A 17,542-nucleotide genomic window follows, 5' to 3' on the forward strand; every position below is an offset into this window, starting at 1 on the left:
GTGCACGTGTTCGAAGTGAACGACGCCGAGTTGGTCGAGAGCATCGCCGAACAGGCCAAGGCTGCCGGGCTCACGGACGGTGTGATCGTCTCCCTGATCGGCGCTGCCGACTCGTTCACGATCAGCACCATGCCCGCTGGCGATGCGTCGGCCGACATCATCACCGACTACGACCAGCCTGCCGAGATCGTTGGCGTCGTGGGCGACATTGTCGGCGGCGTCGTGCACCTTCACGCGACGATGGCCATCGAAGGTGACAAGGGCGTGGCAGGGCACCTCCACCGGGCCCAGATCGGCCATTGGTTCGCCCGAGCCTATGTACTGCCCGTGACTGCCTGACACTCCCGCTCGCGCCCCACCAGACCTGTTTAGGCCCGGTGGGGCTTCGCCTTGTGCGGCTGGCGCGAGCAACTCGGCCACCAGGGCAGGGCGCTCAGCCACGGCAAGTTGAGCACAACCCTCCGGCGACCCGCACCGGCCGCCTGCACAGCCCGTCCTGCCCCTGGCACTCGTGCGCCGACCGGCGGCCCGGAACGGGTGCTTCGAGCCGTTCGGGCACCCAGAGCGTCGGAACGGACGGCAGCTTCGACAGCCGGCCCGAGAGGACGGCGCCGACGGACGTCGTGATCTTCGCCGGGAGCGGTGCGGCGAGGACCCTCAGCAGTTCCTCCGCCGCCCACCCCCCGGCGAGAAGGCCCTCCACCATCGCGGACTGGTCCGCGAGCGGCTTGCCGGCGAGCACCATGCAGGGTTCGCGACGGCCCAACTCCAGCAGCAGGTCCATGCCCTCCGACATGCGGGGGCGCCTCTCGGTCCGACGGGACCCAGCGGGCCCCTGGACGGCCGTCTGCGGCTCGTTCAGACCTTCGGTGGGTGATTCCCCGTCCGTCCCTCCGAAAAGGGCCGTGAGCGCCTTGTGCGCCTCTTCCACCTCGTCCGCCGTCGGCGGCGCCATAAGGTCCAGTTCGTCGGTCCAGTCAGCCGACGGACGGACGGACGGTTTGTCAACTTCCTTCCGAACCACCGTCTTTACCCGGGACGGGCTTCCCGCCTTCCCGCCGGCCGGCTCTCCGGGACCAGGACCACCGGCGGCCGGGGATGCGGGAAGCGGCGGCCGGCTGTGCGCTGCCTTGTCGAGCACCGGGACTTCGTGAACGTCGACCAGGGTCCGTACTCGACCCGTCAGCGGGTCGCGGTCGGTACGGCGGACGTAGTGGCCGGCGGCCTCCAGCTCGTGCAGCGCGCGAGCGACCGTCGTACGCCCTTCGCGGCTCTTCGCCGCCAGCGTCCGGACGTCCTCCCGAGCGGCGTCGGGGAGGCTCAGGAGGTAGGCCAGGAGCCCCCGGGCGGTCCAGCTCAGCGAGTGCTTCCGGATGACGTGCCCGTTGTCCAGGATGGTGAAGTTGCGCGGGTGCCGCGCGATACGATGGATGCGCATTCGGAGTCCCAACTCCTAGTGCCGTGCCCCGGGGTGTTAGCGCACCGCCGGGGTTTTGCTTGATCGTAGACAGTTGTGTCGTCCGGCACAAGTCGCCGGACATGCGGAAGCCCGGCCAGCGAGGAGCCGGCCGGGCTCTGGGGTGCAGGGGTCAGGCAGTAGCGTGGCGCGCGGCGTAGTGGTCGGTGATCGCCGTCTCGACCCTGCTCCGAAAGTCCAGAAAGCGCGCTTCCCAGTTCAGGGCGAGCATCCCGGTCAGATCCTCAGGCGTGAAGTCCGCCGGCAGGATGACCCGCCCCGGTTCGGCAAGAGCGTGGGTCGACTCCTCGTAGAACCACCCGCAGCCGTGCGGGCAGTGAAAGCGGACGACGCCCGGAAGGTCCGATGGAAAGTCAGGCCCGGGAATGATGCTCGGGTCGGGCAACGGTGCATGCTGGTCTCGTCGTTGCGCTTCGCGGGCCTCCCGCATATCCCGGGCGATCTGCTCGGGGGTGGCCTTCAGGCCGTCCAGCCACGCGTCTTCGTCGCCGTGCTCCACGTTACCTCCTAGATGCTGTTCACCGGCTGGATGTCCGACCACAGTACGAGCTGCCGGCCGCCCTCCTTGCGGGTCCGAATCCCGGAGTCCGGGCGGTCTATGCGCCGGTAGAGGGTGGTCACGTGGACGCCCGTGCGCTTGGCGGCGTCAGCAACCGGCAGCCACACGTCCGGCACTGGCTTCACCGGCTTCACGACGCGAGCCGGCCGGGACGCCCACTGGCGCTTGTTGATCTCCGCCTTGCGAGAGATCACGGTCTCCTCGGTCGGCCCGTGCTCCGTCCCGGAATCCTCCTCCGGCGGGTCCAGGTGGAGGACGTGCGCGGCCACGAGGGGCGGCACGGCGGAGACGACGATCACGACCCACGCTCGCGCTCCGGTTGCGCCGGTCGTCAGCACATGTTCCGTGATTTGCGCGGCAGTTGCGACGACGAGCGCGAGCAGTGCGCCGCGCGTTGCACTCCCCCGCTTTCTCTTCGCGTCCGTCTCGCGCTCCGTCGCGCCGATCGCGTGGTACTTGCGGACGAGGTTGGCCCAGTCACGCGCGTTGCTCGCGGACCACGCCGCCCACACGGAGAGCACGGCCGGCATCAGCCAGGCCACCCGCCAGTCCCAGCCGGCCATCACGCCGAGTGCGAACTCCCCGGGGGCGGACAAGGCCAACGCGGCGTACAGGACGGCGGGTTGACCGACGCGACGGGCGGTACGGACGTGCCAGGGTGTGCGGGTCATCAGCCATTTTCCTTTCGAGCCTCATCGCGGCGGGTGTTGGTGATCTCGAACCACCACGGGACATCCGAGACTTCCTGAACGTCAGCGACCAATCCCCGACGCACGAGATAGACCATGATCCGCGTGGTCGCGTAGTGTCCGCCGTAGTGCCATCCGCAGCCAGGAGCCCACCGTCCGCCGAGCCTCTGCGAGAGCAACGTCAAGACCTCTCGCTGACGCGGCCCGATTACCCCTTTCACTGCCCGCCCCTCTCCGCCACGAAGGCCACCGCGTCGCGGGTGATCGCACACCGACGGATCTCCTCGTCCACCCTGTCAGCCGCCGCCCGCAGCCACTCCGCGTACTGGCGAGCATCCGACGGGCTGAAGTTGAGGTCGATCATCCGCCCGGCCTGCGTCCCGTCCGCAACCTCCACCGTGATGCCGACCTTCGGCGGGTCGATCGACGGTCGGTCTCCCGCGCGGTAGCCGATGCTGAAGAGCCTGCCCGCCCACCACTTCCGCCGTGCCATCCTGACTTCTCCTCCGGTTCGTTGCCGTGCGTTTGGGTGGCGGGCCCCACGTCCTCTACTCGCAGGGCCGGCCAGTGGAACAGGATCAGCGTTGGATCTGCACCTTCGTGAGTCCCTCGTGGAACTCCATAATGACACACTTGTGCCGTACGGCACAAGTCTAGATATCTGAGCCCTAGGCCGACTTCCGAGTGACGAGCAGCCGACCCCCGTCGCTGGGGCCGTAGTCGGCCACGTCGTACCTGCGCCGCAGGTGCTCGCGGACCGCTTCCAGCTCAGAGACGCCACACGACCCATCCGAGTAAAAGTTGGCGTGGTTCTCCGCGTAGGTCACCACCACATCGCCGCCGGCAAGGGTCTGCACACGCACACCTTCCGACCAGCGCCGCCCGTTGGAAGCCGTGCGGCTCAGCGGGAACGTCCGCCCGAGGAAGCGCCGCACCGACGCGTAGGTGACACCCGCCACCGGCTTCGACGGAGTCTCGTCAGCGGCCGGCGGCTCCGACTCCGCAGCCTCCACCGAGACGCCCCCCACCGCGAGGAGCCGACTCTCCAGCGCGACACGCTCGGCCCGCTCAGCCTTCAGCGCCTCCTGGTTGCGGATCTCCCGCTCGGTGAGGGCCAGCACCACGTTGCGGTGCGACGCGTACTTGCGGACCCAGACGAAGACCGTGCGCACGTTCGCGCCGCCCCAGTACTCGTCACGGCCCTTCTGGAGCACCTCATCCACCAGCAGTCGCGTCACAACGGAGTCGCCCTGAATCGCGAGGCACAGGATCTCCTGGGCGGTTCGCTGCGCCTTCTCGGTGGCGGTCATGGCGTCCATTCGTTCCTCCTGCGTGAGTTCCTCGGGTGACTCCATAATGACATACTTGTGCCGTACGGCACAAGCCTTGGGAGGGTGAAACACCTCAGGCGCCGTCGGGATCAACTCCCAACGGCGCCCATCTAGTTAGCCGTCCCGCCGCACCTCGAACACGTGGCCCGGATCGGTGTATATCTCTCCGCCGTTCGTCGCGAAGACGGTGCAGCCTGCGCCGATCCACCACACGGAAGCTACCGTCCAGGCCCGTCCGTGGTGTTCGATCCGGTCCCCCTCCTCCAGGTCCCGCGCCTCCGCGAAGCGGTGGACGGGAAGCGTCGCCCCCGGGGCGCCGTCCCGCCATGCCCACTGCCGGCCGGGGTCGCCGACGGGGGCGGTCTCGTGGGTCGGGTCGTGCGGGTGCGGGGGCAGGACGCAGGGCATGGCGTCCGTGTTCGGCGGCGCGAAGGTGGCCGTGCAGTGCGGGAGGGCCTCCACCTCGTCGAGGCTCATGTCCACGGCTAGGCGGTAAACGGAGTCGTCCAGCATCACCCCGTAACGGGTAACTCGGGTCGGGTCGTTGTGGGCGTAGTCGACGCTGTCCACCGTGCCGAGCGAGCCGGCGGGGATGTCGGGCTGCTCGGGCGCCCAGTCGGCGGAGTCGAGGTCGATGAGGGTACGAACGCGGGTGCCGACTTCCAAGGCGGCTGCCTCTACGGCGGCACCGGAGGCGGTTTCGGACGGCGGGTTGTGCTTCATCTCTCTGCCTCTTCTCTGTGAAGGGCCGGACCCGCGTCCTCTACTCGCGGGTCCGGCAGATACTCAGGCGTTGGGGAGCGTCGCAACGTAGGCGGCCTTCGTGCGCCACACGTGACCGCACTGGGTGCACTGGATCTCGGAGTAGGCGCTCGCGGTGAGCCGGTAGCCGTTGAAGGCTGAGCGGTGGGCGTTCCGGAGCAGAACTCGCCAGTGCGGGCGGTGCTCCTTGTTGCGGCACGCGTTGCCCCCGCTCATGCGACTACCACCCAGTACTTGGAGCCGGTGCCGCCGAGGAACCGGGCGCGGTCGCTGCCGGGGCTGGTGACGTACCAGCCGCCGCGGATCTCGGCGATGGTGACGGTGGTCGGGGTGCCGGTGGGGCCCTTCTTGCCGCCGCGCTCCCAGAGGGTGAGGGTGTCGCCGATCTTGGCACCCTTAAGGGTGCGGTACTCCGTGGCCAGGGCGGTGGGCTGTGCTTTCGCACTCAGGGCCTCGATCTCCTCCGGCGTGGCCGGGCAGATGCTGACCTTGCGGCCGTCGAAGTACTCCAAACTGGCACTGGCACCCCTGGCGGACATCTGCCGGACGAGCTTCTTCGTCGGCCTCATCATTCCGGCGTTGATCTCATCCAGAGCGGCACGGGTGGTGACGAGGGCGGTGACGCCGTTCTCCGTGCGGATGTGGGTGAGAGCCGCAGCGTCCCGCCCTTCGCCGTCGGCGACGCAGGCGTGGTCGTCCGGCTGTGCCGCCGCTCGCAGCTCGGCGAGCACCTCCCGGCCCTTCTCGGTGAGGAGGTGGCGGCCGCCGGTCTCGCTGGTCGCCGCCGTGATCATCTGGCGGTCAATCAGGGCTACAAGCGTTCCGGTCCGGCCGTGGGCCCCATCAGCGCTCTCGCCAGACAGCAGGACGTCCACCATGCGCATGCTGAACCGGTACTTCTTCATGATGGGCGTCGCGGTCACGGGTTTCTCCTCTGCGTGAGTTCCTTGTGTAACTCCAGTAGAGCAGACTTGCGCCGTACGGCACAAGTCCCTAGCTCAACTCCGGCTGCGCCCACCCGTCACCCTTCACCGGCACCTGCCTCTCGACGTCTCGCGCGGCGTCGACCAGCCGGTGGGCGATCGACCGGGCCTGTGCGGGGGTCAGCTCGTCGCGCTCCGGGCCGGCCAGGACGATGGTGCCGAGGGCGCGGATGATGCGGTGGGGCATTGGGTCCTCCAAGCACAAAAGGGCCAGCCCCGCGTCCTCTACTCGCGGGGCCCCTTGGGGGTTGGCGCTACGCGGCTTTGCGCTGCACCTTCTCGCGGTGGCACACCGGGTGGTGGCATTCCTCCCCGGTGATGGAATCGAATCCGCGACAGGCTGTCAGCACCCTGTATGTCCGGTCACGGACGGCGCGCTCCTCGGGGTTGAGCTTGCCGTCTCGGGCTATCGCAGCCTCAGGCGTCCAGGCCATCCCAGACGCGGTGCAGCGCACCCCGTTCTCCGTCAAGTGGGGGGCCCAGATAGCCCGCCCTCCACCCTTCGACCGTCACGAACGCCGTCCGACGACATGAGCCGGGGCACTGTACGGGAAGCCCAAGCTCGGGCATGTGACGGCTGCCATTGATCACCGCTCTTCCCTCCAGATCGGAGCAGGCGACGAAACGTCGTCGCGCGTCAGCACCTGAATGACCACCCGCTCCGCGTTGACGATCTCTGCTGACGTGGCGCCGCACACCGTCATCAGCCGAATGCGTGCAGCCGCCTGGACCTGCGCCACGGACGGCCACCAGGAGGTGTAGGTGACGACGTCCGGCATGCCGGGCCAGTCCCTGCGGAGGACGAACGTGAACATCGCAGCCCCTCACATGGACATGCAGTTCAAGGCAAGGCGAAGGCCTCCCGCGTCCTCTACTCGCAGGAGGCCTTCGCCTTATTCGCTAGCTGACGCGAAACACCGTGTCGTCCTTGCCGATCCAGGCGGCGTGGCCGTCCTCGTAGCGGAGGAAGAACCGCGTCCGACCTCGCCAGCCGCCACGCTGGCTGTCGTAGACGCCGTCAGCCTCCACGGAGGTGACAACTCGCGTGGTGAGGACGTTGTCGACCGGGTTCCCCTGCCCGAACGGTGCGCGCGGGGGCCCGTAGAAGAACGCCAGCCGGGTGCCCTGCTCGACGTCCTGCGGGCGAATCTCGGTCAGATTCATCGGACATCCTCTCAGTTAGTGAAGGTCGCTCCGTGCGTCCCTCGCGTAGCTCAAGGATGACATACTTGTGCCGTACGGCACAAGTCCTAGTTCTCGCCGAGCAACCAGCCGGCCAGCCTCATGATGGCGTCCGGCGAGGCGCCGTACGAACCGGGCTCCACGCGCCCGGAGAGCAGCCCCTTCGCGGTGACGGCCGCGTGACGGCGGAGGAGGAAGGCCGCGTTGACGGCCGCTGAGGCGCCGTCCCCCTCGCCGGTCGACGGGTCCGCCTTCGCCTCCTCCGTCTCGACGAGGCGGACGGCGTGACACCACACCGCCTTGCCGTCGTCGAGGTCCACCAGGTACGGGTACCTGGTGTCGCCCGGGTCCGTTGAGTTGATCCGTCCCGCCTTGCCGTCGTCGGCACTGCTTCCGCCCGGGTCACCGGCCAGGATCACCACGCGGGCGCCGACGACGAGGCCGGCGGACGTCTCTCCGAGGATGCCGTTCAGCTCGTTGCGGAGCTGCCGGGCCTCCTCCGGCGTCAGGTGCGCATTGCCCGCGCCGATGCGGAGGTAGGCCCCGCCGTCCACGTGGTGTGACCCTTCCACCTCCATCCCCGGCGCGCTGCCGAACGCTCGGTACGACAGGCTGATGTCAGTCAAGGTCTCTCCTCTGGTCATGAGTCTTCGAGTACCGTGGGTCGACCCACGGTGCTACTGGAGCAGCTGCTCCACGGTGGTCCGGTGGTCGGCGTCGGTCAGCTCGTCCCACGCCTCCCGATCCTCGTCAGGCCAGGTGGCGGCCTCGTTGGCGCGGATGCCGGTCATGTCGTAGGCGTCCAGGCTGGGCAGTCGCATCGGGATCGTCTCCTCGGTTCGTTGGTAACTCACGCAGCTGCGGACAGGGCCGCGCGCGCCTGCTGGATTCCGTCCCACCGGATACGCCGGACACGCGCCGGCGCGACGCCGCCGAGATGTCCGCCGATCTCCGCGTCTTCCATCGGCGGCATGCCGACGCCGTACGAGGCACGCAGCACGAGTTCCCTGCGCGGTGTGACTGACGCGAGGGCCCTGACCGCCAGGTCCCGGCGTGCTGCCTGCTCGGCGAGGTCCTCGCCGTGGGTGTCGGGCAGGACTTCGGCGAGGGTGAGCGTCCTACCGTTGCCGCTGTTGACCTGCGCCTCTAGATCGATCGCGGGAGTGAGCGCCTCCAGCGCGGCCATGAAGCGCGAGCGGCTCACGCGACGATCGGCCGGCAGTTCGCTCAGGCGACGGGCCGCCACCTCCACGTCCCCCTCGGCCTCGCCCAGTGCCCGACGGACGCGAAGCGCGACCTCCGGTTCCGGGGTGACGGTCGAGCGGGCCGAGACCCACGCACGGGCCACGGCGCCGTGCACTTCCCGGTACGCCCTCGTCTGGAGGCTCGCCGGGCCCGTGGTGTCGTAGGCGTGCACCCGGGTGATCATCGCCGCGCGGGCCTCCTGGAGGAGGTCGTCCCGGTCGTTGGCGGACGCCTGACCACTGGTCACGGTGGCGATGATACGGAGCATCATCGGTTCCACGCCCGTGAGAATCTCCCACATCGCGTCGCTGTCGCCGGCCTGAGCGGACTGGATGGTCTCGGTGGTAATCATTGCGGCTCCCCTCGGTGTGCGGGAGTTACTGGGCGGACGGGGATCGCCGTTTGCCCTTGGAAATGTGACCTGCGCCACATAGCTAGGCGGACTGAGCCACCGTCACCGACACGTAGTGCACGTGGACAGCGCTGCACTCGGCCAGCACCACGTCACAGCGGGCTTCCGGGCACTCGTCGCTCCCCGGAAGCACAATCAGCGTGTCTGCGTCCCACACCCACTCGCACTCGCGATCCGCGACCGGCACGTGCATCTGTGCCGCGCACCGCGCGAGATCACGCCGCTGCGCCAGGGTCGCCATCGGTCCCGTCAGATAGGCACGCCGGATCGCCAGGATCTCCCGCGTCGTGACCGTCTGCACTCGCTGCCCCCTCGGTGTACGGCTCCCCCTCCCACCCGGAGAGGGCCCGGTCCAGCGCCGCCCGTACTCCCGCGACGTACGCGGCGGCATTGATCATGTGGTGCACGGCGGTGCGCAGCTCGTCAGTGATGAGGAGGCGAGCGTCATCCAACGCCGTGTCTTCGGTGGGGCGTCCGGGGCCGGCGGAAGCCCGCCGACCAGTTCCGTCGGGGTCGGCTGGAGGGCGCCGGCCTCTCATGTCGCTTACGGCAGCACACAGTTCAGCGAGGCGAGGGATTTCGGCCAGGTCGCGCGTCAGTGTCGCCGCCAGACCCTCCACCCTCTGAGCTGGAGTGACGTGACAGGGACTGTAGGTCATGGTCGCCTTTCGGACAACGAGGTAGTTCGAGATTGAAGCGTCCGACTTGCGCGCTTTGTCTGGTAAACGATCGACCAAGGAGACACCAAGCTTGTGCCGTACGGCACATGACCAGGGAGTTTGGCGCGCACACGACGTAATACGATCGTGACCAAATATGCCATCCGGACTGGGCAGCTCCGGCGTGTCACGCTCTCAAACCCCCTGGTCACGCGCAGAAACGCGGCGCACTCGACGCCCCTCAGTGCCACACGTGTGTCCACGGCGTGAAGAGCACGGCGGCACCGTCACCCTTAGCCCCGTTGCAGCCGGGGCATGCCGGGACGAGGTTCGCCGGGCCGTCCAGCCCGCCCATGGACATCGGGACGACGTGGTCCACCTCCACCGGCCCGTGCCCGTCGCAGTAGAAGCAGCCGTACCACCCCAACTCCTCCCAGCGCGCAAGAAGTTGGGACCACGGAACAGCGGGGAGTCGGCGTGGTCGACGGTTGGCTACGGAAACGACGACCGGCCGGCGTCGGGCAACACGTTCGAACGTGCGTTCCCTTTGTCGGTGCGTAGCGGTACCGTCGATGCATGGACGACGACGAACCGTGCTCATGCCCGCGCCAGCTCCGCCGCCCGCGCGGCTTCGGGGTTCGCGGCGTACCACGCGTCGTTCTCGGTCATGGTCGCGGCCTTCTTCATGTAGAGGGAGCCCCAGCTCCGGCCGCCCACCTCGGGGTCGGTGTCCAGCGGAACACCGATGAAGTCCATGGCCATCACCTTGCCGATCTCCCGCGCCACCTCTTCGGCCTCCGACTCAGGCGCCTGCGCTACGACTTCGTCGTGCACGGGGAGGAGGAGGTGGTCCGCCCACCCTGCGTCCTGAAGATCCAGGAGTGCCTGACAGAGGACGTCACGCGCAGTGCTCTGCACCACGTAGTTCGTGGCGCTGTAGACCCGATCGCGGTCCAGGGGAAGCCGTCGGCCCGACGGGGTCCAGACGGCGTAGCCGTCGGCTCGTGCCTCCCGCTGGAGCTGCCGAGAGTACCGCTTGATTCCGGGGTACACCCGGTCGTAGGCGGCAATCGCGTTCTTAACCTCTGCAAGCGGCGCGCCTGTCTGACGGCTCAGCGTCAGTGCCCCACCCCCGTAGACCTTGCCGAAACCCACGCCTTTGCCCACCTTCCGGTGGTGCTTCGTGAAGTCGGGGCCCCAGATCAGTTCGGCGGTGAAGTCGTGGAGGTCCCTTCCTTCGGAGATGGCGCGCTTCATGGTGGTCTCGTCCGCCAGCGCGGCCAGGACGCGCATCTCCACTGCGGAGTAGTCCACGGAGACGATGCGGTGGCCCGCGTCGGCCATGAGCGCTCGACGGATCGCCCAGTCCCCCGACGGCAGTTGCTGAAGCGGCGGGCTGGAGATGGACATCCGGGCTGTCCTGGCCTGGAGGCTGTTCACCTTGCAGTGGATTCGGCCGTTGACGTCCAGGCCGTCGCGGAGGGCGACCCCGTAGGAGGTGCCCCACTTCCCCGCCCGCTTGCTGCGGATCACCGCGTCCGCCAAGGGGTTGGGCGTGCGGGTCTCGCGCGGCTGCCACTGGCCGTCAAGGTCGGCCAGGTCGAGCAGGATGGCCTTGTCCACCTTCCAGGCCCCCGACGGCGTCCGCTCCGTCAGCTGCTCACCCATCCCGAGGAGGGCGGCCGAGACCTGAGCCGTTGCGTTGACGGACGTCACGCCGTACTTGCTCGCGCGCTTCGCGTGGAGCGACGCCTCCTCCTCCAGCCGGCCCACGAGTCTGCGGACGTAGTCGACATCCACCCGCATGCCGCGCCGCTCCATTCGAGCGCAGAGCAGCATGACGCGGTGTTCGAAGTCGGCCAGGCGCCGCGAGACGCCCAGCTTCGCCACTTCGTGCCGCAGCACCGGAAGTAGCCGGCTGCCGAGAATGACGTCCAGGCCTGCGTAGAGGAGGTAGACGTCCGTCCAGAGGTTGATCCTTCCCCAGCCCGTCGCCTTCGTCAGCCCTTGCGCGTGGAACTCCGCTGTCAGGCCCTCCTGTGTGTCCGGCGAGTTGCAGTCGACGAAGGCGGCGGATAGCGGCTTCAGGCCGAGCCCGATACCACCTTCCTGCTGCTGACGGGGGTCCCGGAGATGGGCGTAGATGCGGGAGTCCGTCACCTTGGGGCCCAGTTCTTCGAGCGGGACACCAGCGTGGCGGTCGATCACGAGGAGGTCGAACGGGGCGTTGTGGATCGTGAGCGACGGCAGCAGTCGTAGCGCCCAGCGAGCCGCCTCCAGCATCTCCCTGCTGATCTCCACCGGCAGCACCCACGCCGCCACGGCGTTGCCGAACTGCACGGTGCGCAGGCGGTACGTCGGGGAGAACGTGTCGAGCCCGGAGGTCTCGGTGTCGACGGCGACGATGCCGCCCCGGGCTACCTGGTCGTGGACCCAGAGACGAAATGCGTCCAGGTCCCGGGAGTCCTCCGGAACCTGGACACTGACCTCGTCTCCCGCCACTCTGTGACGGAAGTTCCTCACGCAGCTTCCTCCCGTGTCTGTCCGAAGATGTCCGTACCCCCGTTACTGGGCGGGGCGGAGAGATCGTTTGCCCCGTCCTGGCGCCGCTCGGTGTCGGTGGCGAGCCGGATGCCGTCGAACCCCCATTTCCCGCTGGACTTCCGCTTCCGGAACCCGCGCGACTCCATCTCCACGCCGAGTGCCCACCCGCTGAGGACTTCCTTCCGACTCAGACCGGCGTCCTCTGCCCAGTCGGCGTACGCGCGACGGAGCTGCATCGGTGCGACGCGGGCTCCCTGCTCCACGACGAGGCTCGCCGCGATGAACTCAGCGAGGCGATCCTCCGACTCCCGATAGTCCGTTGTGGCGGCCTGGACGGTGGACGGTTCCTCCAGGCCGTGCGCGTACCACTCGGCCGCACCGTCGACCGCCCACGCGAGGATGCCCTCCGCCTCCGCCTTCAGCTTGACGGGAAGCGCCGTGTCCGCCTTCGAGCCGCGGAACTCGGCCTCCCACGGGATCAACTTCACCCGACGCCAAATGCCGTAGTCCTGGCTCAGGATGGCCGGCTTGTAGTTGCCGGCCACCTGGAGGAGGAAGGACGGCACGTAGGTGAAGGGGTTCTGATGCAGGAAGCGCACCGTGACCGCGTCTCCGCCCGTCAGCTGCTTGATCAACGCTTCGGCGAGACGGCTGTACTTCTCCGTCTCCGACGCTGTCACCAGCCGAGCACCACGTAGACGAGCCAGCTCCGGGTTCGCCTGCCCGACGGCCGTCCGCTGCTCGAACGTCGTGAACTCGGTCGCTTGGACGATCCCCCGGAAGGTGTGCGAGAGGACGTCCAGGTAGACGCTCTTGCCGTTCTTCCCGCCCCCGTGGTGGAACGCGAAGCACTGCTCTGACACAGACCCTGTGATGCCGTAGCCGACGAGTCGGCGCAGGTAAGAGGGCATCTCCGGGTGGTTGGGGAAGACCTCCCCGAGGAACAGCGTCCAACGCGGCGCCGAAGCGGCCGGGACGTACCGGACAGCGAGCCGCCGCGTGATCATGTCGGCCGGGTCGTGCGGACGCAGCGTCTTCGTCGGCAGATGGACCGTACCGTTGGCCACGCAGAGCAGTTCCGGGTCCGCGTCGAAATCCGCCGCGTCCGCCGGTACGCCGGGCACGCTCGGTAGCTCCGCGAGGATGCCGGTGATGTGCCGGTTGGTCAGCGCCTTCAGAGCAAGCCGGCGCTCCGCGTCGCCGCCTTCCGCGATCATCTCGGCGCCCATGCGGTGCAGCGCGCGGCGGACGGCGTCGTGGCCCTGAACCCACACGGTCCCGTCCCAGACGAGGTACCCCAGCCCGGAGGCATAGCGCACACCTCCACCCGTCGCGCGCATGTAGTCGCGGAGGCGGACGGCCAGGCCTACGTCCGTCGCATCGAACGCCTCCCGTGCGCTTCCGCGAAGGATGGGAAGGTCTGCCTCGTCCTCCACCTCGACGGGTGCTGTCGGGGGCGCCGGCTCGTCCAGGTCGACGGGCTTCGCCAGCCGAACGGCGCGGTGGAGCTCGGCGGGGAACGCTTCCGGGTCGCGCTCGCGCCAGTCGGTCAGATCGTCGCCGTCGTGGGGCACTTCCAGCCGTCGACCGTGCACGCCTTCGGCTGCCAGGGCGCGCGCCAGGGAGGAGTTGAACCCCCGGCCGGCCCGGTCCGCGTCTCCGGCGAAGACGACGTCACGGCCGCGCAGGACAGCTGCCAACTCCCGGACGACCTCCGGGGATTGGGCAAGTCCGGCGCCCCGGATCACCACGGCGTCGTAGCCGCACGCGACCGACGTCAGGCCGTCCCCCGGCCCCTCCGTGACGAGCACGGTGTCATAGCCGGCGCCAGCGCTGAGCAGCCCCCACTTCGCCCACACCTTGCCGTCCACGTTGGCCAGCGACACCCACCGGGCCGGGCACTGCCCGGAGAGGTCCCGGCCCTGGAGTCCGCGCACGACGCCGTCAGCGCCGGCCAGCGGGACCGTGATCCGCGGATAGCGGTTGAGCGCGCGGGACAGCCACTTCTGCGGGCGGTCGACGGACGCGGCGTAGCCAAGCCCCAGGTCCTCCGCGAGGTCCAAGCTGACGCCAAACCGCTTCTCCAGGTAAGCAACGGCCTCCGGCGACGACGCCAGCGCGGCAGCCGTCTCGTCCACGAAGAGGCGCAGCCCGGCTATCTCACCGGGGCCGATCGACTCGGGCGGCGCGGCGGAGACGGTGCGGGTCGCCGTGCCCGGGACGACGTCGAAGAGATCCGTCACCTGAAGCCGAAGCGCCTCCAGGATCTCGTCCTTCGGGCAGCCGGCACGGCAGACGATCAGCAGCCGGCCGTCATCCTTCAGGGTCAGTTTCAGGCTCGGCGTCCGCCTGTCCGCGTGGGCGGGGCAGAGCGCCAGGTAGCCGTCATGGTCATCCGTCACACCAGTCAGCCGGTCCAGCAGATCCGACAGCCGCACGAGGTTTCCTCTCCTCCGAAATGCAGTAAAGGGGCGCCCTCCGAAGAGGACGCCCCGTGAGCAACTTGCGTGGCTAGTCGGAGAACTCCGTGTCCCAAGCCTCGCGCGGGATCTCCACGTAGACGCGGCCCGCCGGCGTGTGCTCCAGGCCGAAGATCGTCAGGTGGTTCCGGCCCTGGTCCCATTCGATTGCCCGGCGGACGCCCTTGATCGACGGGTGTGCCCTCCACGTGTCCCGTCGGTGTGCCGAGTGGCTGATGTAGTTGTCCATGCCGCTCACTCCTCCTCTTCGACGTCCGCGTACTCCACCGACGTCACGACGGCGCCATACGCGGAATAGCCGCTCGCGTGCTTGTCACCCCGAGCGAGAGCGTGAGAGATCCAGCCCCGGAGATCGTCGGGCGACATGTCTTCGCCGTCCCACTCATCGCCATCCGCCCAGACGTCGAGCGTGGCCGTGAACGTGATCCGTGCTTCCCGCATCAGTGCCCCTCTCCGTGCCGCTGGATGTGGTCCGCGTAGACCGTCGGCGCGACGGCCTGGAGGGTCTCCTCCGCGTCCCTGAGCCGGTTGATCAGCCGGACGTCCGTCGCCAGGTCCCGCACGACGTAGCCGGCCGCCACGCTCGCCCGGCGCCGCTTCACGACGGCGCAGCCGTAGGGCTGGCCGGCGTTGACCGCTTCCCGGTTGGCCTGCGCGATGTAGTCGGCGAGCGTGATGCGCTGCTCGTCCTTGCACTCCGCCGCGTGGAGGTAGTAACCGTCCAGGTCCCCGACGTCCTTCGCGCCCATCTGGACGTTGCGGCGCGCGTCGGGGTTGTGGTGCTCCTGGAGGTAGGCGCGGACAGCGGACTCCCAGTCGGTGCCGCGCTTCTTCGATGGGTTAGCCATCGACGCCCCCCCGAGCGATTCGCGACGCGTCGTCGTAGCAGTCGCGCTCCTCGCGGCTGAGCGGCCACTCCTCGTGGTCGCGGAGCCGCTGGCCCTCGGCCGCGATCTCGTCCGCGATGTGTCGGCGGAGGGCCGCCTCCAGTTCCTCTACGAAGTCGGCTTTCCGGTACGCCTTGTCGCCGTACCACTCAGCGAAGGCCTCCCACACGTCCGGCGTGATGGCGCGCTCTTCGCCGTCGCCGTCGATGACGATCACTCGGCCACCTTCCTCGGCCTGATCTCTCCGCTTAGGACACCGTTCGCAACACGGATCGCGGCGTCGTGGAGACCGTCGTACGCAGCCTCCTCTGCCGGGTAGCGCGCAGCCCTGTGTGCCGTGTATGCGGCCTCCGCCAGGTCTTCGAACGCGGCAGCCACAAGGGCTCGGACGACGTCCTGGAGCGGCTCCGGAGTCAGCGGGGAGCCGTCCTCCGTGCAGGGGACGAGGGGGCCCCACCGTCGCGTCACTTCGTCGCGGTGCTCGGGTTCGGAGTACCCAACAACATCGCCGGCGTACCTGTGGTTTGTCAGCCACACTCCGTCCACCCGCCAGACGTCGCCGTCCTTGTCCTTCTGGTACTCGCTCACTCCACGTCCTCCCACGTCGTCCGGGCGCGCTGGATGGTGACCGAGAGAACGTCCTCCCGAAGGACGGACTGTCGCGCCTTGTGGTCGAACCGGTAGGCAAGCGCCTTCGCCTGTCCAGCGGCTCCACCACGGGACTTGTAGGGGCCTGCGTACGTCGTCACCGTGTCGCCGGAGTAGAGCCGGCGCGGAACGTCGGGGTTCCGGAAGCAGTGGTACTCCGGGTTGTTCCGCCACTCTCGGCTGACGATCTTGACTCGGAAGACGTCGCTGTCTTCCGGCATGGTGCGCCCCATCAGCCGCCCCATCCCTTCTCCGGGCACCGCTGGTCGACCACTTCCCACGCCAGCGGTGCCCGCTCGATCTCGACCGAGACAACTTGCCGCGTCAGGATGGTGTCCCCCGGCCGGAGCGTCTGCCGTGCTGACTCCGCAGCCAGGGCGAGCGCCGTGCGGCCGGCCATGCGTCGCGCCGTGCCGGGGTCGTTGTAGGGCCCGCAGACATCGGCCCGGACTTCGTCCTCCCACTCCTCCAGGTAGCTGGGGAGGACGGGGTCCAGCCTGTACCGACCGACCGTCTCCGGGTTCCGCATGCGGTGCCGGTACCGAACGACGGAGCGCCAGACCTCCGGGGTTTCGAGGAGCACGTTCACCGCCATCAGCGACCCTCCCCGCGCTCGACGAGCCAGCCGACGAACCGCACGAGGCCGACGGCCAGGAGCGCCACGAGGGCCAGGCAACCGGCAGCCCACAGGCCGCCGATGATGTAGATGAGCAGGGTGTTCATGAAGCCTCCTCGTCCGCGTGGATCAGCCGTGCGCCCCGGGTGACCGCGACGCCGACGGCGTCCATGTAGCGCGGCCAGTCAGGGCGTTCACGGGAGCCGGTCGCGATGATGATCAGGTCCCGCTCCCCCAGAGCCCGGACGTCGCCCAGAGCGGGGGCGGCGTCCGGGTAGATGATGGAGACGGCCATCAGTCGGTGACCCGCGTCAGGGGGCCGTACTGGTTGACCACGCCAGCGAGCGACGACCCGTGCGGGTGGAACCCGCTGACCCTCAGTGCTGCCAGCGGGCTGCCGTTGGGGTGCCGCTCGTCGACGCTCAGGCGCCACACATCGCCGTCCTGGTCGCGGTAGGCGGCCGTGAGGTCGTAGACGACGCCCCGGTAGGTGTAGGTCTCCGGGGCGTCGCCGACGCGCTCCACACGGCGGGCGAGGATGAAGCCCCCTCCGTCCAGCGCAACGCGGTAGGGGTGTACCTCACCGTTGTGGGGCGTCCACGCCGCGTCGGTGTCGGTGATGCGTCCGAGCTTCCCGTGCTGCTCTTCCGCGTGCATCGCCTCCAGCACCCGCACCCTGTCGCCGACCTTCACGGACGTGTCCACCGTCGGCGCGAGCGTCATGTGCCGCGCCGCCGACGTCTCGTGGCTGCCGTCCGGGTTCTCCACGACGTACCACGGGCGGTCGGCCTCGTAGCGGTCCCGGAACGGGCCGGCCGTCACCGTACAGCGCTCCCCGTCGACCAAGACGGTCGCGCCATGCTCGAAGTCGGGGCGGAGGGTGAGGTCCGCAGCACGGCAGTGGCCCACGCGACCCGCCAGCGAGCCGGTCGTGATCTCCACCGTGTATCCGGGGTCTGTCCCGGCGAACACCGACGAGTACGGACCGAGCCGCACCTCCCCGTCGCCGAAGATCCGGTGCGTCACCTTGTCGCCGACCTTGAACTCCTGCGTCATCTCTCCTCTTTC

29 protein-coding genes and 1 pseudogene are annotated in these 17,542 nt (G+C 68.9%); 1 reads left to right on the forward strand and 29 read right to left on the reverse strand.

Annotated elements, in window-relative coordinates; translation table 11 throughout:
• Positions 1 to 339 carry a PCC domain-containing protein gene (locus ACIRRS_RS22410; protein ID WP_402973344.1) on the forward strand — a complete coding sequence of 113 codons (339 nt, stop codon included), beginning with the start codon at positions 1 to 3 and terminating at the stop codon, positions 337 to 339.
• Between the two features lie 94 nt (positions 340 to 433).
• Here the strand turns inward: ACIRRS_RS22410 and ACIRRS_RS22415 are convergent, their stop codons facing one another.
• From ACIRRS_RS22415 to ACIRRS_RS22555, 29 genes and pseudogenes are all read right to left on the reverse strand, one after another.
• Entirely contained in the window at positions 434 to 796 is a 363-nt protein-coding gene (locus ACIRRS_RS22415) for a hypothetical protein (RefSeq protein ID WP_402973612.1), read from the reverse strand.
• 429 nt (positions 797 to 1,225) lie between these two features.
• Positions 1,226 to 1,438: pseudogene (locus ACIRRS_RS22420) on the reverse strand (helix-turn-helix domain-containing protein); the annotation flags it as partial.
• Positions 1,439 to 1,589: 151 nt separating this feature from the next.
• The gene (locus ACIRRS_RS22425) at positions 1,590 to 1,976 is read right to left on the reverse strand and encodes a hypothetical protein (protein ID WP_402973346.1); all 387 of its coding nucleotides are present in this window, start codon (positions 1,974 to 1,976) and stop codon (positions 1,590 to 1,592) included.
• Positions 1,977 to 1,984: 8 nt separating this feature from the next.
• Entirely contained in the window at positions 1,985 to 2,707 is a 723-nt protein-coding gene (locus ACIRRS_RS22430; protein ID WP_402973349.1) for a hypothetical protein, read from the reverse strand.
• Between the two features lie 235 nt (positions 2,708 to 2,942).
• The gene (locus ACIRRS_RS22435; protein ID WP_402973352.1) at positions 2,943 to 3,218 is read right to left on the reverse strand and encodes a hypothetical protein; all 276 of its coding nucleotides are present in this window, start codon (positions 3,216 to 3,218) and stop codon (positions 2,943 to 2,945) included.
• Between the two features lie 175 nt (positions 3,219 to 3,393).
• On the reverse strand, positions 3,394 to 4,044 hold the full coding sequence (locus tag ACIRRS_RS22440) for a hypothetical protein (protein WP_402973355.1): 651 nt from the start codon (positions 4,042 to 4,044) through the stop codon (positions 3,394 to 3,396).
• 126 nt (positions 4,045 to 4,170) lie between these two features.
• Positions 4,171 to 4,779 carry a hypothetical protein gene (locus tag ACIRRS_RS22445; protein WP_402973358.1) on the reverse strand — a complete coding sequence of 203 codons (609 nt, stop codon included), beginning with the start codon at positions 4,777 to 4,779 and terminating at the stop codon, positions 4,171 to 4,173.
• Between the two features lie 63 nt (positions 4,780 to 4,842).
• On the reverse strand, positions 4,843 to 5,034 hold the full coding sequence (locus ACIRRS_RS22450; protein WP_402973361.1) for a hypothetical protein: 192 nt from the start codon (positions 5,032 to 5,034) through the stop codon (positions 4,843 to 4,845).
• Positions 5,031 to 5,741, reverse strand: a complete 711-nt coding sequence (locus ACIRRS_RS22455) for a hypothetical protein (RefSeq protein ID WP_402973364.1) — start codon at positions 5,739 to 5,741, stop codon at positions 5,031 to 5,033. Before ACIRRS_RS22455 ends, ACIRRS_RS22450 begins: the two co-directional genes overlap by 4 nt.
• 70 nt (positions 5,742 to 5,811) lie before the next feature.
• Positions 5,812 to 5,988: a hypothetical protein gene (locus tag ACIRRS_RS22460; protein WP_402973367.1), complete on the reverse strand. Its 177-nt coding sequence runs from the start codon at positions 5,986 to 5,988 to the stop codon at positions 5,812 to 5,814.
• A gap of 400 nt (positions 5,989 to 6,388) precedes the next feature.
• On the reverse strand, positions 6,389 to 6,616 hold the full coding sequence (locus ACIRRS_RS22465) for a hypothetical protein (RefSeq protein ID WP_402973370.1): 228 nt from the start codon (positions 6,614 to 6,616) through the stop codon (positions 6,389 to 6,391).
• 85 nt (positions 6,617 to 6,701) lie between these two features.
• Positions 6,702 to 6,965, reverse strand: a complete 264-nt coding sequence (locus ACIRRS_RS22470; RefSeq protein WP_402973372.1) for a hypothetical protein — start codon at positions 6,963 to 6,965, stop codon at positions 6,702 to 6,704.
• Positions 6,966 to 7,051: 86 nt separating this feature from the next.
• Positions 7,052 to 7,609 carry a hypothetical protein gene (locus ACIRRS_RS22475; RefSeq protein ID WP_402973374.1) on the reverse strand — a complete coding sequence of 186 codons (558 nt, stop codon included), beginning with the start codon at positions 7,607 to 7,609 and terminating at the stop codon, positions 7,052 to 7,054.
• A 51-nt stretch (positions 7,610 to 7,660) separates the two neighbouring features.
• Positions 7,661 to 7,804, reverse strand: coding sequence for a hypothetical protein (locus ACIRRS_RS22480; RefSeq protein ID WP_402973377.1), 144 nt, complete (start codon positions 7,802 to 7,804; stop codon positions 7,661 to 7,663).
• Between the two features lie 29 nt (positions 7,805 to 7,833).
• A complete protein-coding gene (locus ACIRRS_RS22485) occupies positions 7,834 to 8,580 on the reverse strand; it encodes a helix-turn-helix domain-containing protein (RefSeq protein WP_402973379.1) in 747 nt (248 codons plus the stop codon).
• Between the two features lie 82 nt (positions 8,581 to 8,662).
• A complete protein-coding gene (locus tag ACIRRS_RS22490; protein WP_402973381.1) occupies positions 8,663 to 8,941 on the reverse strand; it encodes a hypothetical protein in 279 nt (92 codons plus the stop codon).
• A gap of 599 nt (positions 8,942 to 9,540) precedes the next feature.
• Positions 9,541 to 9,900: an HNH endonuclease gene (locus tag ACIRRS_RS22495; RefSeq protein WP_402973384.1), complete on the reverse strand. Its 360-nt coding sequence runs from the start codon at positions 9,898 to 9,900 to the stop codon at positions 9,541 to 9,543.
• Positions 9,897 to 11,822: a DNA polymerase gene (locus ACIRRS_RS22500; RefSeq protein ID WP_402973387.1), complete on the reverse strand. Its 1,926-nt coding sequence runs from the start codon at positions 11,820 to 11,822 to the stop codon at positions 9,897 to 9,899. The genes ACIRRS_RS22495 and ACIRRS_RS22500 overlap by 4 nt, the downstream gene beginning before the upstream one ends.
• Positions 11,819 to 14,281 carry a phage/plasmid primase, P4 family gene (locus ACIRRS_RS22505; protein ID WP_402973390.1) on the reverse strand — a complete coding sequence of 821 codons (2,463 nt, stop codon included), beginning with the start codon at positions 14,279 to 14,281 and terminating at the stop codon, positions 11,819 to 11,821. Before ACIRRS_RS22505 ends, ACIRRS_RS22500 begins: the two co-directional genes overlap by 4 nt.
• A 73-nt stretch (positions 14,282 to 14,354) precedes the next feature.
• Positions 14,355 to 14,552 carry a hypothetical protein gene (locus ACIRRS_RS22510; protein ID WP_402973393.1) on the reverse strand — a complete coding sequence of 66 codons (198 nt, stop codon included), beginning with the start codon at positions 14,550 to 14,552 and terminating at the stop codon, positions 14,355 to 14,357.
• A gap of 5 nt (positions 14,553 to 14,557) precedes the next feature.
• Complete coding sequence (locus tag ACIRRS_RS22515) at positions 14,558 to 14,764, reverse strand: hypothetical protein (RefSeq protein WP_402973396.1); 207 nt, start codon at positions 14,762 to 14,764, stop codon at positions 14,558 to 14,560.
• Entirely contained in the window at positions 14,764 to 15,171 is a 408-nt protein-coding gene (locus ACIRRS_RS22520; protein ID WP_402973399.1) for a hypothetical protein, read from the reverse strand. Before ACIRRS_RS22520 ends, ACIRRS_RS22515 begins: the two co-directional genes overlap by 1 nt.
• On the reverse strand, positions 15,164 to 15,427 hold the full coding sequence (locus tag ACIRRS_RS22525) for a hypothetical protein (protein ID WP_402973401.1): 264 nt from the start codon (positions 15,425 to 15,427) through the stop codon (positions 15,164 to 15,166). The genes ACIRRS_RS22520 and ACIRRS_RS22525 overlap by 8 nt, the downstream gene beginning before the upstream one ends.
• Complete coding sequence (locus ACIRRS_RS22530; protein ID WP_402973404.1) at positions 15,424 to 15,798, reverse strand: hypothetical protein; 375 nt, start codon at positions 15,796 to 15,798, stop codon at positions 15,424 to 15,426. Before ACIRRS_RS22530 ends, ACIRRS_RS22525 begins: the two co-directional genes overlap by 4 nt.
• Complete coding sequence (locus ACIRRS_RS22535; RefSeq protein ID WP_402973406.1) at positions 15,795 to 16,079, reverse strand: hypothetical protein; 285 nt, start codon at positions 16,077 to 16,079, stop codon at positions 15,795 to 15,797. Before ACIRRS_RS22535 ends, ACIRRS_RS22530 begins: the two co-directional genes overlap by 4 nt.
• An 11-nt stretch (positions 16,080 to 16,090) precedes the next feature.
• The gene (locus tag ACIRRS_RS22540; RefSeq protein ID WP_402973409.1) at positions 16,091 to 16,453 is read right to left on the reverse strand and encodes a hypothetical protein; all 363 of its coding nucleotides are present in this window, start codon (positions 16,451 to 16,453) and stop codon (positions 16,091 to 16,093) included.
• A complete protein-coding gene (locus ACIRRS_RS22545; RefSeq protein WP_402973412.1) occupies positions 16,453 to 16,581 on the reverse strand; it encodes a hypothetical protein in 129 nt (42 codons plus the stop codon). Before ACIRRS_RS22545 ends, ACIRRS_RS22540 begins: the two co-directional genes overlap by 1 nt.
• Positions 16,578 to 16,769: a hypothetical protein gene (locus tag ACIRRS_RS22550; RefSeq protein ID WP_402973415.1), complete on the reverse strand. Its 192-nt coding sequence runs from the start codon at positions 16,767 to 16,769 to the stop codon at positions 16,578 to 16,580. Before ACIRRS_RS22550 ends, ACIRRS_RS22545 begins: the two co-directional genes overlap by 4 nt.
• A complete protein-coding gene (locus ACIRRS_RS22555; protein ID WP_402973418.1) occupies positions 16,769 to 17,530 on the reverse strand; it encodes a phiSA1p31-related protein in 762 nt (253 codons plus the stop codon). Before ACIRRS_RS22555 ends, ACIRRS_RS22550 begins: the two co-directional genes overlap by 1 nt.
• Positions 17,531 to 17,542: the final 12 nt, after the last annotated feature.

This window comes from Kitasatospora sp. NPDC101183, from assembly GCF_044767945.1.
Taxonomy (GTDB): Bacteria; Actinomycetota; Actinomycetes; order Streptomycetales; family Streptomycetaceae; genus Kitasatospora.

Coding starts and splice junctions, on each gene's coding strand:
- ACIRRS_RS22470 (WP_402973372.1), bottom strand. CDS start 6,965: ATGAATCTGACCGAGATTCGCCCGCAGGACGTCGAGCAGGGCACCCGG.
- ACIRRS_RS22445 (WP_402973358.1), bottom strand. CDS start 4,779: ATGAAGCACAACCCGCCGTCCGAAACCGCCTCCGGTGCCGCCGTAGAG.
- ACIRRS_RS22430 (WP_402973349.1), bottom strand. CDS start 2,707: ATGACCCGCACACCCTGGCACGTCCGTACCGCCCGTCGCGTCGGTCAA.
- ACIRRS_RS22520 (WP_402973399.1), bottom strand. CDS start 15,171: ATGGCTAACCCATCGAAGAAGCGCGGCACCGACTGGGAGTCCGCTGTC.
- ACIRRS_RS22460 (WP_402973367.1), bottom strand. CDS start 5,988: ATGCCCCACCGCATCATCCGCGCCCTCGGCACCATCGTCCTGGCCGGC.
- ACIRRS_RS22545 (WP_402973412.1), bottom strand. CDS start 16,581: ATGAACACCCTGCTCATCTACATCATCGGCGGCCTGTGGGCTGCCGGT.
- ACIRRS_RS22450 (WP_402973361.1), bottom strand. CDS start 5,034: ATGAGCGGGGGCAACGCGTGCCGCAACAAGGAGCACCGCCCGCACTGG.
- ACIRRS_RS22435 (WP_402973352.1), bottom strand. CDS start 3,218: ATGGCACGGCGGAAGTGGTGGGCGGGCAGGCTCTTCAGCATCGGCTAC.
- ACIRRS_RS22510 (WP_402973393.1), bottom strand. CDS start 14,552: ATGGACAACTACATCAGCCACTCGGCACACCGACGGGACACGTGGAGG.
- ACIRRS_RS22415 (WP_402973612.1), bottom strand. CDS start 796: ATGTCGGAGGGCATGGACCTGCTGCTGGAGTTGGGCCGTCGCGAACCC.
- ACIRRS_RS22515 (WP_402973396.1), bottom strand. CDS start 14,764: ATGCGGGAAGCACGGATCACGTTCACGGCCACGCTCGACGTCTGGGCG.
- ACIRRS_RS22535 (WP_402973406.1), bottom strand. CDS start 16,079: ATGCCGGAAGACAGCGACGTCTTCCGAGTCAAGATCGTCAGCCGAGAG.
- ACIRRS_RS22540 (WP_402973409.1), bottom strand. CDS start 16,453: ATGGCGGTGAACGTGCTCCTCGAAACCCCGGAGGTCTGGCGCTCCGTC.
- ACIRRS_RS22555 (WP_402973418.1), bottom strand. CDS start 17,530: ATGACGCAGGAGTTCAAGGTCGGCGACAAGGTGACGCACCGGATCTTC.
- ACIRRS_RS22480 (WP_402973377.1), bottom strand. CDS start 7,804: ATGCGACTGCCCAGCCTGGACGCCTACGACATGACCGGCATCCGCGCC.
- ACIRRS_RS22440 (WP_402973355.1), bottom strand. CDS start 4,044: ATGGACGCCATGACCGCCACCGAGAAGGCGCAGCGAACCGCCCAGGAG.
- ACIRRS_RS22465 (WP_402973370.1), bottom strand. CDS start 6,616: ATGTTCACGTTCGTCCTCCGCAGGGACTGGCCCGGCATGCCGGACGTC.
- ACIRRS_RS22495 (WP_402973384.1), bottom strand. CDS start 9,900: ATGAGCACGGTTCGTCGTCGTCCATGCATCGACGGTACCGCTACGCAC.
- ACIRRS_RS22485 (WP_402973379.1), bottom strand. CDS start 8,580: ATGATTACCACCGAGACCATCCAGTCCGCTCAGGCCGGCGACAGCGAC.
- ACIRRS_RS22550 (WP_402973415.1), bottom strand. CDS start 16,769: ATGGCCGTCTCCATCATCTACCCGGACGCCGCCCCCGCTCTGGGCGAC.